Origin of the sequence: Larkinella rosea, from assembly GCF_003858635.1 — a bacterium.
In the GTDB taxonomy this organism is placed as follows: Bacteria; Bacteroidota; Bacteroidia; order Cytophagales; family Spirosomataceae; genus Larkinella; species Larkinella rosea.
Genome location: NZ_RQJO01000007.1, coordinates 1,284,421 through 1,300,530, shown reverse-complemented (window position 1 = coordinate 1,300,530; position 16,110 = coordinate 1,284,421). Strand labels below are relative to the sequence as shown.

Genomic DNA, 16,110 nt, shown 5'->3' with positions numbered 1-16,110 from the left:
CTGATGGGAACGCGGATTCAACGGCTTGAACCGATCAAAACGGATTTAATCTGTGTTAATCCGTTGAATCCGCGTTCCTATCAAACTACATCCACAATCTGATCAAACGCCAGCCAACTGCGGCCTTCGCCTTTGCCTAGCAGGGCTTTCCGGCCAATCCAGAGTACCGGTTTTCCGTCCGTCGTTCGGGTGAGTTGGTACGTTCGGGTGACACTTTTGCCCGTTTGCGGCACTTCCTCTTCATGCACGAAATAGGGCGCGGGTTCGTCGAGAATTCTGCCTTTGAACGAAGCGGCCAGGTCGGGCATGCGGGCGCGCTGCAACCGGATGTCGCGGTTACTGCCCGGCAGTTGCGCCGGAAGAAACGGAATCCAGTTATAAGGAACGCTGGTCCCCAGCATATACCGGATTTTCGCTTCGGTAGGCTGAAGCTCCGGTTCCGGCGGCCGGGTTGCATTTTCGGCCGCCAGCGCGGATTCGTACCCATTGACGCCCCGACCCAGCGATGACGGCACGATGGATTCGATTCCCCAGACCATGTTGGACATTTCGTCGCGGATAAAATTCACTTTCTCGAGCGGCTGGCTTTCGAGGGTTTTGCCCAACGCGGGCGGTAAAAACGAAGCGGTGTTGGCGGTTTGGGCGTTGGTGCTGAGTGAAAAGAAGCTCCAGCGCGTCCAGTCGTCGTCGATGCCGGAACCCGCCGGTTTCACAAAAGTCCGCTGGCCGAACACGTCGGTAATGACCAGTCCCCGGATTTCACAGAGGGAACCGGTTTTCCGTTCGTAAGGAAAGACGCACCAATCGTTGCCGTACAACAGCATGAACTCGGTCATAATCAGCTTGATGAGGTCGGTCGTGTTGGCGTCTATATTGGAGAATTCAATACGTTCGTTTTCCATTTGCCAGAATCGGGGCTGCGGCATGCCGTTGAACGAAACCGGTGTCGGAATAAACGAAAGACATTCTTCCAGCGGTTTTTCGGGTTCCGAAACCGCTCCTTCGAGTTTGCCGGTTGCATCCACATCGAACGAGTACCAATCCAGGTGGCCCGAGTCATACTGATCGGCGCGCAGGACGGTTTGGGTGCCGTCGGCATCTTCCGCTGCGCAGGCAAACTGGTATTCCAGGTGTGTTCCCGACCACGCATTGTCGGCTTGTGAGGTCGGCTGCGTCGCGAATGCTCCGGCCCATTGAACGAGTTCTGACGCGGTTGTTTTCAGTTTCGTCCGGTCTGAATCGGCGATCTGGGGAAGGGCGTCCACCCAGGTTGCGTGCGAACCGTCGGCGATGGCTTTTAACAGCAAAACCCCGTTGATGACTTTTCCGGCCACCGCGCCCCGCGTCTGATCCGTGTCTTTGTCGTAAACCGGATTGGGCGCGCTGGTGTCGATGGCGTATTGAGCAAGGTAGTTGTCTTTATACGGAAGCGCATTGATCCGCAACAGCTTTTCAAAATACCGCCCGATGCGTACCTGGCGGCCCAAATCGTCCGGCCAGAATTCTCGTTCCACCCGGGCTTCGAGCGGAATATCCATCTCGAATTTCTGGGCAGACTGGTTGCCAACGGCGTAACGGTTCAGGTAGGTCTGGTACGTCAGCATGCGGGCGTCGACCGGCGAACCGGCGTCTTCACCCTGAAACTCTCCAAACTGCCACTGCCGGGTCAGCATCCAGAGCGGATCCCGAACTTCGGCGCGCAAACTCCGCTCAAAATCCCGGTTGCGCGGGCGACCTTCCAGCCGGTTCCAGCCTTTGATGGTGGGTTGGAAGATCGGTGACTGGAGGAACAACGATTTTAGTTTATCAAATTCAGCCATTGGAAGTCAGGGATTTAGCTGGTTGCCAGCGTACTGCCGTTTGTGAAAACCGTTGAAATACCGCCGGTTGAAAAATCATTGAGAACCGCCGGAAGGACCTGAAAATAGTCCGTATCGGTCAGCATATCGGGTTCGATGGCGCGGAGTTTGGAGCGGTTGAGCGTGTCAGTCAGAATATTTTCCAGTTCAAGCCAGGTCCATTTTCCGTTTAAAACCGGTGCTACGGCAATCAGGATGGCTTGCGGTGGTGTAGCATTGGGTCGGTTATAATGGAAAGTCACGCCCGTCGTTTCTTTGTCGGTCGGAATCAGTTCATTCCATTCATCCAGTAAAAAACCGGCCTGATTCTGAGCGGTATCGCCCGGAGCCTGGTGCAAAACCAATGACAACCGGTCCTGGTTTCGCAACGATTCCGAGAACGTTTCGCCCACCCATTTTTCCCCGGTGACATACGGCAATTGAACGGGTGTCAGGGCAAAAGGCTGCTCCTGATAGAGATCGTGATGGAATGCGAGGGTTTCGGCATTTTCCATCGCAGGCCGAACCCGGGCCCGGGTTTGCAGCCAGTTTTCCATAACCAGTTCAGTTGGCTGACTCAGCATGTCCGGACTGTGCTGAATGCCGTTGGTGAGCTGACTCTGGTTGAGGAACCGGAATGCAGGAACCCAGTTGAACGACTTACCGTAAATCTGTCGGGCAACCTCTCGGCACCGCTCAACCTGCTGTTCGGGGGTTAATGCATCAAAACCGTCGAACCCATTTTGGGAAGTTACTTTTTCAAAAAATGAGACCATTCCTTCCGCCTGAGCGAGCAGTTCATCGGCCACCAAAACCGAGTTGCCGTTCGTCGAATTCGGCAAGGCTTCCGTCCAGCCGTAGCGGGCCAGGTCGGCCAAACTGGCTCGAACAGCGGTCAGTTTGGCTAGTTCAACGACGGTTTGCTGGGTCGTACGAGCCTGTTCGAGAGCGGTTTTCAGCAGGGCGGTTTTACTTTTCAAAACCGCCGTGATCGATTTCAAATCGGCAATTTCGGCTTCCAGATAAGCGCGGAAAACCGCTAAGTCCTGGTAGCCCTGCGGATTGGGTTCGCCTTCCAGGTAAGCCGCGGTTTGCGGGAAAAAGTCAAGCGCATGCAGCGGTCGGGCTTCCGTCACGATCTTTTTCATGGCGTTCAGCAAGGGCAGCAAACCGCCCAGCTTAACCGCTTGCCCCGCCGGACTGAAACTAAATTGAATCGCCTGCTGATCGGAAACGTTGAAATTCAGGCGAATCTGGTAAATCAGCCACCGCTCCAGCTCCGAGGAAAGGTTGCCCAGTTCGGCCCCCGCCATCAAAACCAGATCAAGCGGTTGCAGGTCAAATTGAGCCAGGCTCAACGTATCGTCCACGTCCCCGGATTGATACCGGAAGCGAATATCGGCAGGTTTCGGGAGCCGCTCGCCCAGCCAGTGATTCACGAACCGATTGGCTTTGCTGCGCGGAGAAGCCGTGGTACCCCAGGCCGGGTGCCGGTCGCTGACGCCCGTAGTTTGCAGACAAACCGCCACGCGGTGGGTAATCGAGGTGCCGGAGCGGGGCGTTTCCACGATCTCGGGTTCCGGCGGCATCTTGCCTTCCGAAATGGCCTGCAACATCCCGCCCGCCCGGTCGAAATTGCCCTGAACCGCCTGAAAAACGCTTTCCGAAAGCGACAAATCCGCCAGGGCGTCCAGCGCATTGGTCAGCCGATCAAGCTCGGCCAGAATCTGTTGCATTTCCGGGGAATTGGGTGCGGGCAGTCCGGCAATGCCCTGAAGCTGCGGGTGCGTGCGGGCGTATTCGAGCAAATCATAACCATTAATCACGTTGCGGGCTTCAATCACTTCCTGCGGGGCACCGTCGGGCACGTCCGTTAATTTTTTGGAAATTAGCGGAAACCGCGCCCGAAGGACGTAAATGTATTGGTTCAGGAACAGGCTTCGGTCGTGCAGGCCGCGCTCTAACTGGTAACCCAGTAAAGCCGCCAGATCCTGGCCGTTCTGAATGCCTTCCAGATACGTCATCGCCATCCGAACCCGCTCCGAAGACAGGTTGACCGCCAGCCGCGGATTGTCGCTGCCCTGCGAAAGATAGGCGTTCCGCAACACCGCAGCCGTTACCGCGTGCCGCAACGACGGCGTCTGGATGTAACCGCCGTTCGTCGGGTCTTCGTAAATGGGTTTGTTGTCGGGCTCCTGAAGCGGTTTTGGATAACTGGTTTGCGGAAAAGCTTGTTTGGCGGTATTGGCCTGCAGGTTTTCGACCCAGCCGTAAGCTCCCAGGTACGTTCCTTTGCGCTGGTAACTGTGGTCGGACGCGTGCTGCAGGTTGTAAAGTCGCCGGGCAAAAAGACCGGTTTGCCAGCCATCCAGCCGGTAGCTGCACAAATCAAGGTGCTCAGCAAAAAGCCGCTCCAGCCGTGCCGTGGGCAGGTTTTTCAAAGTCTGTAACGCTTTGACCACGCCCATCAACGGCAGCATTTCGGTGGGGCCATTGTAGGCGGTTCCGGGCTTGGGAATCAGCGTCCGGATGTAATCGCCGATGGCCACATTCTGGTTGCCCAGCCGCACTTTCGACGCGTTCAGTTGCAGGTAATCTTCTTTGCTCAGATCGTTCAGTGAACCGATATTCTGAATCTGTTTTTCCAGCGGGGAATCGTCGATAAACTGCTGATTGACCAGCCATTTGGTGATGCTTTGTCCGAATTCTTCCAAATAAGCCCGACGCAGCAACTGATACAACAACGCTTTAGGGGCCGCCGTCGGATTGTTGTCTTTATCCCGGAACTGCTGATTTTTAATGGTTTGCAAATCACTCTTCAGCAGCCAGTCGATGTAATTGTTCGTGCCGTCATACGGCTGGATCGGGGCGGTTTCGGAGAAAGGTGTTCGCGGATCGGCGTCGATCACCGGCCCGTTCAGCTCTTCGGTTCTGGACAGGAAAATCAGCTTTTCGAGTAAGAAATCCTTGCTCACATCGAACGTCAACCGGCTCAACTGCTGGCTTTTGGCCGTGTTGATGGCGTTCCAGAGAATGTTGGACAGGAAATTGGATTTCTGGAAATTGAGGTAGTTCCAGGCGTACAGATCCGTCACGGCTTTGCGGGAGTGAAAGACCACCGATGAAGCCTGTAAGCCGATGATATTCAGCAAGGTTTCATTGGCGTCACCGGCTTTTCCGGCAAACGAAACCTTCGGAAGCAAGACCGAATATTGAACGCTAAGCTGCCGCAGGATCTGGAGCAACTTTCCCCAGAATTCGCGATCTGCCCCCATTTCGCGCACGGTAAATTGCCAGTCGTTCAAACTGCTGGTGACGAGCAAACCATACGGCTGATTGCCGACCCGAATGGCAGGCAGAAAGCCCCGACCCGTCACAAATTCGGTGAAAAACTGCCGGGCCAGATCCTGCTGCTTCCGGGTAACGAGCGGTTTGAGCAAATCGTCGAGCATCATGCCCCAAGTGGCTGGCCAGAGCGCGTTGTTCATCGACAGCGCTTCGGCTATGTCGGTGCGCTGGGCATTTTCCGTGAACGACATCGATTCGGTGCTGATTCCCAGCGCTTCGGCCAACCGCTGCCCGTCGGTTTGCTGGTAAAAATCAGGCGTTGGTTTGAACAGCGGCACCCCATCCGGCGTTTCGAGTTGCGGGCCGGTTCGGTCGGCATCCGAAAAACCGGATGCGGCTTTGTCGGTATTGTTCGTCGGAGTTCCCTGCGGTAAAATACCAAAACCGCCCGCGGAATAGGTATGATTCTGGAAGAGGTTTTCCAGCAAATCTTTGCTCTGCGTGGCGTCGGAGGTGAAGCGAACGCCGAGCGCGATCAGTTTCTCAAAACCGCGTTGCACCCAGTCGACCGTGATCGGTATTTTGACGGCCATGCCAACGGCAACGGCTTCCTCAAAATCAAACAGCCAGGCCATTTCCTTACCGATGACCAGTTTGTTATTGGCATCGCGCGAGAAGGCGGATTCTTCCAGCAACGGATCGGGACCCATTACGAGGTAGTCGGGGACCGGTTTGCCGACAACCTCAAACGCTTTTCCGCTCGGGCCGTACGCCATAAAAACGAACTGGCTGGGCATCAGTCGCGTATGGGGCGCTTTACTCCAGGCTTGCGGTTTGGGCGGGTCCTGGGTTTTTAGAATCAGCTCCGGCAGTAACCGCCATTTTCCGTACCAGTTGGTGGGTTTGGTCTGGCGGGCAACCCAGGCCGCCCGGTTTACGCCGAAGCGGTTTGCCAGGCCGTTCCAGAGCGTTTCGCGCGTTTTTTTTCCTTCGTCTTCGGGCTGCTTACGGGTTTCCCAGACGCTTTTCCAATACGCTTCCCCGGCGGTTATTTCGTCGGCGGTCAGTTCGTTTTCGTGGGTAAAGGTGGTAATGTCATCGGGATAAACCCGGACCCACAATTCGTGCCTGTTGTTTTCCGAATGAAAATGTGTTTCGATCCGAACCGGGAAAAGTACAATTGGCAGGTCGTCGGTGAGCTGCTCGATCAGCTGTTGCGGAGCTTCCTGAAATAAGTCCTGAAATTCCTGAAAACGCTTGAGTTTGCTCGTTGCAATCGTCTTGCGCGTGGCGGTCGTTCGGAGTTGCAGGCGGGCTGCCTGGCTCGTAAACGAATCGAGCGTCGACTTTTCCGAATCCGTCAAACTTCCCTTGAGTTGCAGGGCCTGAATCTGATTGTTCAGATCATTCGCCATCCCGGTCAGAAGCAGCAATTGCGCCTGATTCTGAGCCCGTTCGGTTTCCATTTTATTGGCGGTCTGTTGAATTTCTTTCAGGTTCATAGCGGTTCAGACTTGAGGGTTGGACAAATTCCGGAGCATCTCGCGGGCGTGAACCGCCACCATGACCGGTTTCTGGAAAAGGATGTACGCCAGATCCGCCGAATTGGTGTTCCAGTTCACGGAATCGGGATTGCTGCCCGGCAAACTTTGCACGAACGGCTTCGACATGTCAATCACTTCCCGCTGATTGCCAAGGGTTTCCCACGAAAGATTATCCCATTTTACCTCGCTTGCGTTGGTCGCCTGATTTTCGTCCAGTCCAAACCGTGGTTCGCCCGGCACTTCCTGAATGACGAAAAACCAACCCAGGTTTGCGTTGCCTAAGCGGTTTTTTTCGGCCGCGGTTTCTTCGTTTACCTGCCCTTTGGCGGTAGTAATCGACAAATCAAAACCGATAAAATGCAGGTCCGGGTCGATCTGAGCCTTGTAAATCGGATTTTTGATGTGAACGCCGTCGGGGTTGGCCTGCCCGCTTGTGTCCACCAGCACGAGCCGGTTGGCGTTGTCGGCGTCGGTTCCCCACTGCGCTTCCTGCGCGTAAATCACCGTGTTCGAGTACCGTTTCAGCAAATCGCCTTTGATGACCAGCACCAGCGACGGATTTTCGGCCGGATTGGCGGTTTGACGTTGATTGTGGTCCCCCAGATGCGTTTTGGGCGCGGTCAGCCATTGGTGAATCGGCGGAATATCCTTTAGTTTTTCGGCCTGTGCTTTCGGCGTCATGGAGGCCATCGAAGTGGTTCCGAACGGTTTCCAGAATTGCCGGAAGGGCGTGCCGCGCTGGTCGGTCGGGTACTCGCGCCAGAGCAGTTCCCGCATGAATTCGTGGTTGATTCCCACCATATACGATTCGATAAAGGGCTGATTGGGAATCATCAGCGAAATGGTGTTGGGCGGAATCAGGTTCAGATTCGGGACAAAAAACTCCTTGTTAGCCGCCACCAGCGGTTCATACATGGCGTCGGCGATGTCGGGATACGCCATGACCTGATCCAGCTTTTCGGGCGCAGTTTCGCCTTTCGTGATTCCAGCCAGGACGCGTTTGCGAAAATTTTCGAACGGATCGAGCGCTTGCTTCATCTGGGCAGCCAGCGATTGGGCCACCGAATTCCGGGTGGGCGGGGGCGCTACCTGCACCTCCATCAGTTTGTGCAAACCGGCCACGGCTTTCCGAAAATCGGCGCCGACTTTAATTTCCACCGTTCCATCGCCGGTCGTTCTCGCCGGTAATTTGCCGGGTACCAGCATTTCAAACTGAGCCCGGGCCGGGATTCTTCGCAAGGCATCAGCCTTGAAATCAAGTCGTTGGATTACTTCGGCTGGTAAAGTCCGGGTCGCTGACGGTACGGTTTTGGCGGGGGCCGCCGTGATTTTACCCACATTCAGCGACTGAAAGAGCCTCGTAAAGTTTTGGGGTGTCGCAATTGAAAACCGCTTGGCCGTCATCCGTTGCGGACTGACCACTTTCCGGAACGCACCGCTGAGGGTGGCGGAAGGAACCGTGCTTTGCTGGATCAGGTAATGAACCGTATTTGTTCCGCCGATTACTTTTTTGTGGAGGTTACTGGTGATGGCCAGCGTCTGGCTGTCGTCCAGCGTCGACAGGTGTTTTTTTTGCAGCGTCGCACTCGCCAGCATGGCCACCTGCGTAAACCGGATTTTCTGGTTGGCCGACAGCACGTCGCCAATCTGCTGCCAGGCTTTGCGCATGTATTCCTCCTGATTTTTCTGCACGACAAGCGTTCCCATTCCGGCCGGTGCGCGGTAGCGCGGGTCCTGATTCAACTCATGAACCCAGTTTTGCTGACTGTCTTCGAGTTGAAGTTTGGAAGTCAGCGCGTGCCATTTTCCGTACAGGGGCGGAGTAACCACCGGATCAGCCGTGGGATTGGCTTCGATCAGCGTCTCGGAACGGTTCAGAATGGGCTGGATCTTCTCCGGAAAATCGCTGGCATCGTTGAATTTGCCTTCGGGTTTTCGCTTCGTAGTGGGAGCCAGCAAAGCCCCTTCAAGCCCCACGGTATTGTCGGGCGAAACCTGCACGGTACCCATTCCAAAACCGGGTGCCTGTACGTCCATGTCCCGGATTCCGACGCGTTTATCCATGTCGCGGGGTTGCAAAAGCCGGACCAGCGTTTCAAAATCGCCACCGGCAGCGGTTTTGAAAAACCAGCGGTAATAGACCGGAAATTCTTTTTCCCCGGTTTCATCTTTCGCCCACGAAAACGCCAAAGCCGGGTCGGAATCGGCCACGGGTTCGCCCAGCCCGGCTTTTCTGCCAATTTCAAAGGTCGGAATCAGGAAAGCGTGGTAGGCCGTGTTGGATTCCAGGTGGCGGGGGCACAACAACCGCGCAACACCCCGGTCGGGCTGGTTGGCCAGCAGGGTGTTTAGTTGGCCCAGATTGGGTTGATTGCCCGGATGGTCGATGGGCTCGTTCAGGTGGGTATGCGCCCAGGCCCAGGCATCGTCGGGCGGAGGCAGAACGTCGTTCCGGTTCGCCTTGAGTTTAATAGCCGACAACGGGCGATTACCGGTGTTGATATTTTCGAACTCGGTTTCTTTCAGCACCATCAGGAAAATCCAGGGCGTGAGCCGGTGGTTGGTTCGCTCGATATCGGGCGTGTATCGCCAGGGAAAATCTTCGTCGTAAAACTCAATGGACGCCAGGTAATTGGGTTCAAAATCAGTGATCAGATTCCTCGGATCGGTGCGAACGATCATCTTCTGATTGATGCCGATGACATCGCCCGGCCCGATCAGGCTGACAGTTTTTGAAATCGGGTTGGCCGCGTCGCTGTTGATTTCCAGGCTGACGTTCACTTGCGCCCTGGCCGTCGTGGTGGCCTGGGTGAGCTGGTTAGCGATTCCGCGACGGAGCCAGGGGAGAAAGGTATAGCGGGCTAAGGGCATGGTTTTCAGGAGTTGAAAAGAAGTTGTTTCGCAGAGTTAAGCGGAGTAAATCAGAGTTTTAATTGAGTTGATAGGAGGGCACGACCTGGAGTTCGTCTGCGAAACCGGCGTCCTGGCGGATCAGCTTACTGAGGGCTGCCTGCGCTTCGGTTTCGGTTTCGAAGATCATCTGCTGGTGAACCTGGAGCGAAGACGAGGTGGCGATGGCGAACGTCTCCGGTTTGATCGTGACTTTTTCCGCGCCCAGAACCGACGGTTTTCGTTTGACTTCCGCCAGCGAAGACCGGGCGATAGCGTTGTGGCCCAGGTACAAGCCGAACAGGCTCCGATCAAACACGACTCGTTTTTTCTTTTGTTTTTCGGGCACATAAACCAGTTCATACGTCACGTCGAGTCCGACGGCGTAGGAGCTTTTCAACTGATTCGAACCACCGATCCGGACCCCGGCATCAAACGGTTCGAACGAAGGGCGGGCGAGCTTTTGCGCGTCGGTCATTTCAATGAACTGCGCCGGAGCAAACTGTTCTTTCTCGAAAGTCGAGGGTGTTTCTTCGGCGGTTCCCATTCGCGCTTTCGTGATCTCAAACCGGCGCGGACCTTCGGGAAGCTGGTAGCCAAACCGGGCGATGTCCAGCCGCAGCGGCACAATTTTCTGCGTTACGGTCAGCGTGCCAAACGGATGCAGAATCAGCGCATCGTTGTCGGTTGGCAATTCCCGCAGCGTAACGAATTGATTGCCAACGGGCAGGTCGGCTTTCCAGTTGCCCGAATTCCCCAGGGCTTCCCGCAGTTTATCGATCACCCGAACGGGCGGCAGGATGTCGTTGCGCCGTTCTCCGAAGGTTTTGTAGAAATGAACGGAAATGGTGACGGTAAAGATGAACCCAATTTCGAACGAAGCTTTTCCTTTCGCGTGCCAGGGCGTGGGACCCTCGAGCGTGAGCTGAAGTTTGACGCTGAACAGGGTGGAAGATCCGGACCGAACCGCCAGCATGGCGGCCACTTCGGCAATGAAATAAAACGGCGAAAACTGGATCAGCACGTCGAGCGACAGAAAACCGTAGACGTTGAAGACGCTGGCGTTGGCCGACAACTCGATTTTTGAACCAAACTGAACGGTATTGGACGTAACGGCAAAGTACGACTCCGCTTTCAGGCTCGGATCGCCCGAAAAAATCACCAGACTCAGCCGTTTCAGAGTCGGTAAATTCATCGGCGGGGGCGTGTAAGCGGGATGAAAACCGCCCATCGAGACCAGAAAATTGGGATTTTCCTTGTAATACAGCCGCAACGCCATGTCGCCGGTCAGCGTGAAGGTCAGAATCCGGGAATCGATCAGCGAGGCATCGAACGAAATCTGGCCTTTGTCAAAATCCAGTTCGCCGAAGAAATTGACCTGAATTTTAACGATGGCAATGCGTTCTTCGGGCAAATTCATGCGCAGAACGCCCAGAATCGCAAAACCGGGTCGCGGAATTTCCAGCAACAAACCGAGTTCGATGCTGATGAGCGTGGGCGTTCCCCAGCCAATTTTGGCCATCGGCGCCACCAGGTAATGACCGGTTTTGGGCGGAAAAATCCGCTTCAGGTCGTTGATGATCCGGGTGGCGTTGGCGACGATGTTCTGCGGGAATAACACGGAATTGAGCGAACCGTCGTAAACCCCTTTCTGGATTTCGTCGACGAGGTACGTCCGGTTGATGCCGAGCAAACCGCCGACGCCGTTGAGCGTGAAACCGAAGCTGAGCTGAATGGGCGTAAATTCCGCTGTGATGATAATAAGCAGCGAAAAACCGTCGCTGCCATCGGGCATCCGCGTGGTCAGAATACCGATGGCGTTGAGGGAAATTGTCTCCGAAAAAGTAAGTTCCAGTCCTCCGGCGTATTCTTTTTTGGCATCGTCGAAAAACAGAAAACCGCCCCCGGAAAAGCCTCCGCCATCGACGGCCAGCCCGACGCCCGTGGGTGGTTTGAAACCCAGACCGATGTCGAACGGCCCGGCATTGCCGCCGTCGAAGGTGGTAGTCAGGCCGAGGCCGATGTTCTGAACGACGAAGGTGATGGGGCCGAGTTCGCCCTTGATGCTGGTGCCAACTTCGAGTTTGGCCGCCGGTTTCGGACTGGTTTCGCCGTACAAGCGGATCAGGAGTTCTTCAATCGAAATCGGTCCGAGTCGTAAATGGGGGTAAACCGCCACTTCAAAACCGCCCCCGCCCGTAAACTTGATGCCGTGTTTGTTCGACCATTCGAAGCCGAGCGTGAACGGAATCCGGGTTTCACTGTCGCCGATAATTTTGCGGATAAAACTGTCGGTATCGCTGGCTTTCAGGACGAGTGCAAAGTCGCGGAGCGAGCCGCCAATCTTGAGTTCGGGGTCGTTGCCGTTGAACAGAAAATTGAATTCGAGCGAACCACCCTTTAGTTCCAGTCGGGTGCCGCCGTCACTGCCCACCACGGTTTTTGCCAGCGCGGGCGCGTATTCGACACCCGCACCAAAACCGGCGGAAGGCAGTTGGCCGTCCTGAAACGGGTATTTGACGGTGATCTCGTTGGGGCGAATCAGAATGCCAAACAGCGCAGCAATGTTGGATTGGGCCTTGATCAGCAGGTTGACATCCTCCCGAATCCGCAGTACGGCGCCGATCTGGGCGGGTAGCGCGGGTTGAATGATGATACCTGGCAACTTGTTGTTTACTGCGGGCAAATCCAGGATTGAAAGGCCCAGCGGCCGGTCTTCCCCTTCGATGTTGAGGTACGCAAACGCAATTTCGATGAACTGCCGGATGCGCGGATTGCGGGGATTGCTGGTCGGAAAATCGAGGTAGAGGTAACTGGTTTCGTCGTCGAGCCGGGCCAGCGAAACCGGAATGCGCAGGGCGTAAACCAGTTCGAGGAAATGCTCGGCAAAGAGTTCGAAATTAAACCGGGGCGTTCCCCAGCCGTAAATAAATTCCGGCAAGCGGTCGGGCTGGGTCAGGATTTCGGGAATGCGATTCCAGTTCAACTTGAACCGGATGAACGACGGGCGGCTGCGGTCGGCGGGGGCGCGCACGGGAATCTGCTCGATTACGCCGGTCATTTTGAAGAAGTTGAGCAAGAACGGCCAGGCTTCGGTCAGGTAATCGACGATGAGGATTTCAAAAAGCCGTTCACGGATTTCGTCCAGAAAAACCGGTACATCTACCACGCCCGGCGGGGCTTCGCTGATGGCTTCAATGGCCTGGTAAACCGCCTTGATTTTCCCGAAAACCGCCATCGCTTTGGCCGGGTCGGGGTCAGCGAGCAGGGCTTCCAGACTGGCAATGGCTTCGTCGACCTTCGCGATCAGATTGGCGTAGGAAGGCGGAATTCCGTTGACGCCCCAGCCCATCCGGTACATAAAAATCCGAAAATGGTCGGGATCACTCACGGCTTCTTTCAGCGGCTGGACGGCCAGCGCCAGGTGTTTTCCGAGTTCTTCAAGTGTTCCCATGCCAGTTAGGGATAAATGGTTAAAGCCAGCTTAGCGTTGTTTTTTCACCTGAACCGACTGCCACGCGGCAGGTGATCGTCGGAAGGGGCGCAAACCGGAGCCTAGCGGCTAGAAAAAGGATTAGGACAAGTCGTTGAAAGTAACCAATTCTCCCATAGGCTTTTATAGAAATTGAGTGAACGGCTGTGGGCTTAATCCGGATATATTTTACGGCTCATGTAATCCTCATCGAATTTGGCAAACCGCGTTGGGTCAATCATATTGATCAATGTGTAGCGGCAGACGGCGCACAATTCGAGGTAATGCTGGTTCTTTTTGTCGTCCTCCTCGGTTGTCGTGAACATCAGGCATTTGGCCGCGGGGTGGTAAATGCCACCGTGCCGGGTCATTCCCCCGCTGAACAGACCGACGATTTCCTTCTTCCGGCGCGAACAACAGGGCACCAGACTTTGCGGCAACGAGGAATTGGAAACGATGCTGGTATCAATGATTTCCTGGTGCGCCGGATTGGCGTTCAACGGAAACGGATTGGCTTTCAGGTAATCGAGTACCGGTTTGGCGGTCAGCTCGGCAAATGGATACTGCGCACTGCGGTGTTTCTGCGGAGCCTCCACAACGGCGTAGAGCAGCAGTTCTTCGTTCGGCTGGATCGTCGTTAAATCCGCAGTCAGGGGAGTTGTCCCCACGGTCTGGAGCGTAACCGTTGTGGCCGTAACCGACTTGACTTTCATTTCGGGGGACAGTGAAAGCGTCTGAAGGTCGGGTTGTCCGGCGGTGGCTGCGGGCGTTCGTAAAACCGTGTAAATCGGATCAAAAACCCGTCTTTCAAAAATGCCCAGACGCTGACCAACCTTGAAAAACCGGGTTTGCCCGGCCTTCAACTCCACCGCAACCGCCGTCGTGCCGAAATCGCTTTTGATAGTGATTTTATTGTTGGCCGAATCGATCGATTTGACTTTGACGTAGTATTTGATAAACTCCTCGGCCAGCGTTGCCGGGCTCACAATGTCGGCTTCGACCTTGTATTTTTCGTCGTACACCCGCATCTGAAACCGGTTTACGCGCCTTTTTCGGAAGAAAACCGTCTCATTCACTTTGAAATCGGCTTTGGGTGATTTTAAAGTCATCACAATGTCGCTGACCGACAGACTGACCGCCGTCACCAGCGAACATTTCCGGATGCGCGGATACCGCCATTTGATTTTGAAAGAGTCCAGCGCGGTTCCGCCCCCCGTAACCGGGCTTTCCAGATCCTGTTTTGCCTGAAGATTGCTGTATTCATCGGTAAGATAGACCCCGTCCGTGTAATTCGCAAAAGGCCAGTTGGCTACCGCCGGGTCCGTGATGGGCTTGTTGGAATAATCGGAATTCGGCTCGCCATACTCATCACCCAATCCGAAGGAATGGACCAGTTCGTGAGTCAGGGTGGCCTTCGCCATAATGGGCAATACGCTGGGCAGCACTGGCGGAATCCGAGACGTCCGGAAGTCCGCCAGGGTGCCCGTTAGCGTAATATCATCGGGCAATTTCAGCCCGGCGAACAGATAACCGGTTTCGTTCTGCGCCCGACCCGCGTTGGTGGCCAGGAGAAAAATGACGTTATCAAAATCCTTGCCCCGGTTTCCGCTGGCCTTGTCCATGACAAAAACCGGTCCGATCAGGTTGTTTTGCACATCCCGCAAACTACCCAGAAAACCATCCAGAAAATCCCGCTGCACCCGGCGAATGTCAAAATTGATTAACTCATATTTTTCATCCTGGGCGGCCGCTGTGTAATCATTGACACTGATCCCGAAGGCTGAATCCGTCGCATCGGGCAGCCGCCGGTCGGCGCTCGATTTCCAGCCGAAAACCAGGGCATTGTCCACACTGAAAAGGACATCGAGTTGGGCCGCCGTTAACCGGGTCGTGTTTTCCCAGCGAAGCCGCAACACCGCATCGTCGACGGCTTCGTCGCTTTTCAGCGGAACGCCGACAAAATACAGGAGATTTTCGGCTGTCCAGGTGCTGGCGTCATCGCTTTCCGGTTTGGCCGGAACACTGAGGCTGTACGCATTCAGAGTCGTGCCGGATGCGTAGACTTCCAGCACGCTCCGGTGCGTCAAGCCGACTTCGCGCGAGGGGACAAACGCTTTCCAGAAATTGATGGAACCTTTGAGCTGATCGAAAGGCGAGGTGATTTTATTCTTGACCAGATCGGCGACGTAATTGTTCACCATGTCCTCGAAAACGCCGGAGTCCGTAAAGCCTTCGGACAGGAAAAGTATATTCGGAACCTCATTTAGTCGCGAAAAACCGGGGCTTCCACCGGTGGTAACCAGCTCGGCCCGAATGGCGGTTTGGTTCGCCGACAGATTGGTCGAAACCCGGATTTTTCCGGTGGCAGAAACGGTTTTGGTGCCGTATTTCACGCTGACGCTCACCGGGAAATCGCCGGAGAGCTGGCCGGTGGTTATTTTTCCGTTCGCATTGATGAGGCTGGATGCCGTGGTGCATTTCCACGTAATCTGGGGTTTATTCGTGATTGTATACGGCACCACGCCCCCATTGTCGCCGAAATAAATGTCCCCAATTTCGGCCACCACGCCATCATCGAAATGGGCGTATAACCCGGCCCGGGCGTCTTTCATTCCCTGATAAACCGTGAAGGGGTCGGGCGTCATCCAGACATCCTGGATCGATTGGTGAACGTGAATCCGGAGCGCCGTTTCGCTCGTGGAATTGTCGGACGTGTCTGTAACGATGACGTAGACCAGAAAACTGCTGATCTGGAATTTTGGATTGGTCGGGGCCGTGGCATTCAGGGCAATCGTGCAGGTCGGTTTTCGGCTGGCCGCATTGCCGATGGTGGCCGTAATTTTCAGGTTGGCTGATGCGTTGAAGCTGGTCTGAAAACCGTATTTGATAGTTGCATTCGCATCAATGAAGTCCGCAGCCGTGGTCCGGTCGATCTCCAGCAAACCGGACAATTCGATGGTTTGTCCCCGCAACAGGTGAATGTCGTAAGGCGGGTTGAAGGTGGGGCGGGGTGCTGGCATGGAAGGATCTTTTAGGAATGTCGGTCAAAGTAACCAATTCTGCCATAGGCTTTTACGGA

General features: G+C 55.2%; 5 protein-coding genes. All 5 read right to left on the bottom strand.

What is annotated here, in order from left to right:
• Nucleotides 1-80: 80 nt before the first annotated feature.
• Nucleotides 81-1,820, bottom strand: coding sequence for a hypothetical protein (locus tag EHT25_RS05510; RefSeq protein WP_124871818.1), 1,740 nt, complete (start codon nt 1,818-1,820; stop codon nt 81-83).
• Between the two features lie 14 nt (nt 1,821-1,834).
• Nucleotides 1,835-6,628: a hypothetical protein gene (locus EHT25_RS05505; protein ID WP_124871815.1), complete on the bottom strand. Its 4,794-nt coding sequence runs from the start codon at nt 6,626-6,628 to the stop codon at nt 1,835-1,837.
• A 6-nt stretch (nt 6,629-6,634) separates the two neighbouring features.
• Nucleotides 6,635-9,541, bottom strand: coding sequence for a hypothetical protein (locus EHT25_RS05500; RefSeq protein WP_124871812.1), 2,907 nt, complete (start codon nt 9,539-9,541; stop codon nt 6,635-6,637).
• Between the two features lie 58 nt (nt 9,542-9,599).
• Nucleotides 9,600-13,013 (bottom strand): DUF6603 domain-containing protein, encoded by a 3,414-nt coding sequence (locus EHT25_RS05495; RefSeq protein ID WP_124871809.1) that lies wholly within the window; start codon nt 13,011-13,013, stop codon nt 9,600-9,602.
• A 191-nt stretch (nt 13,014-13,204) separates the two neighbouring features.
• Nucleotides 13,205-16,051, bottom strand: a complete 2,847-nt coding sequence (locus tag EHT25_RS05490) for a hypothetical protein (RefSeq protein WP_124871807.1) — start codon at nt 16,049-16,051, stop codon at nt 13,205-13,207.
• Nucleotides 16,052-16,110 lie beyond the last annotated feature (59 nt).

Bases quoted from the DNA above. Each gene is read 5' to 3' on its own strand.
- EHT25_RS05510 (WP_124871818.1), bottom strand. From the start codon at position 1,820: ATGGCTGAATTTGATAAACTAAAATCGTTGTTCCTCCAGTCACCGATC.
- EHT25_RS05505 (WP_124871815.1), bottom strand. From the start codon at position 6,628: ATGAACCTGAAAGAAATTCAACAGACCGCCAATAAAATGGAAACCGAA.
- EHT25_RS05500 (WP_124871812.1), bottom strand. From the start codon at position 9,541: ATGCCCTTAGCCCGCTATACCTTTCTCCCCTGGCTCCGTCGCGGAATC.
- EHT25_RS05495 (WP_124871809.1), bottom strand. From the start codon at position 13,013: ATGGGAACACTTGAAGAACTCGGAAAACACCTGGCGCTGGCCGTCCAG.
- EHT25_RS05490 (WP_124871807.1), bottom strand. From the start codon at position 16,051: ATGCCAGCACCCCGCCCCACCTTCAACCCGCCTTACGACATTCACCTG.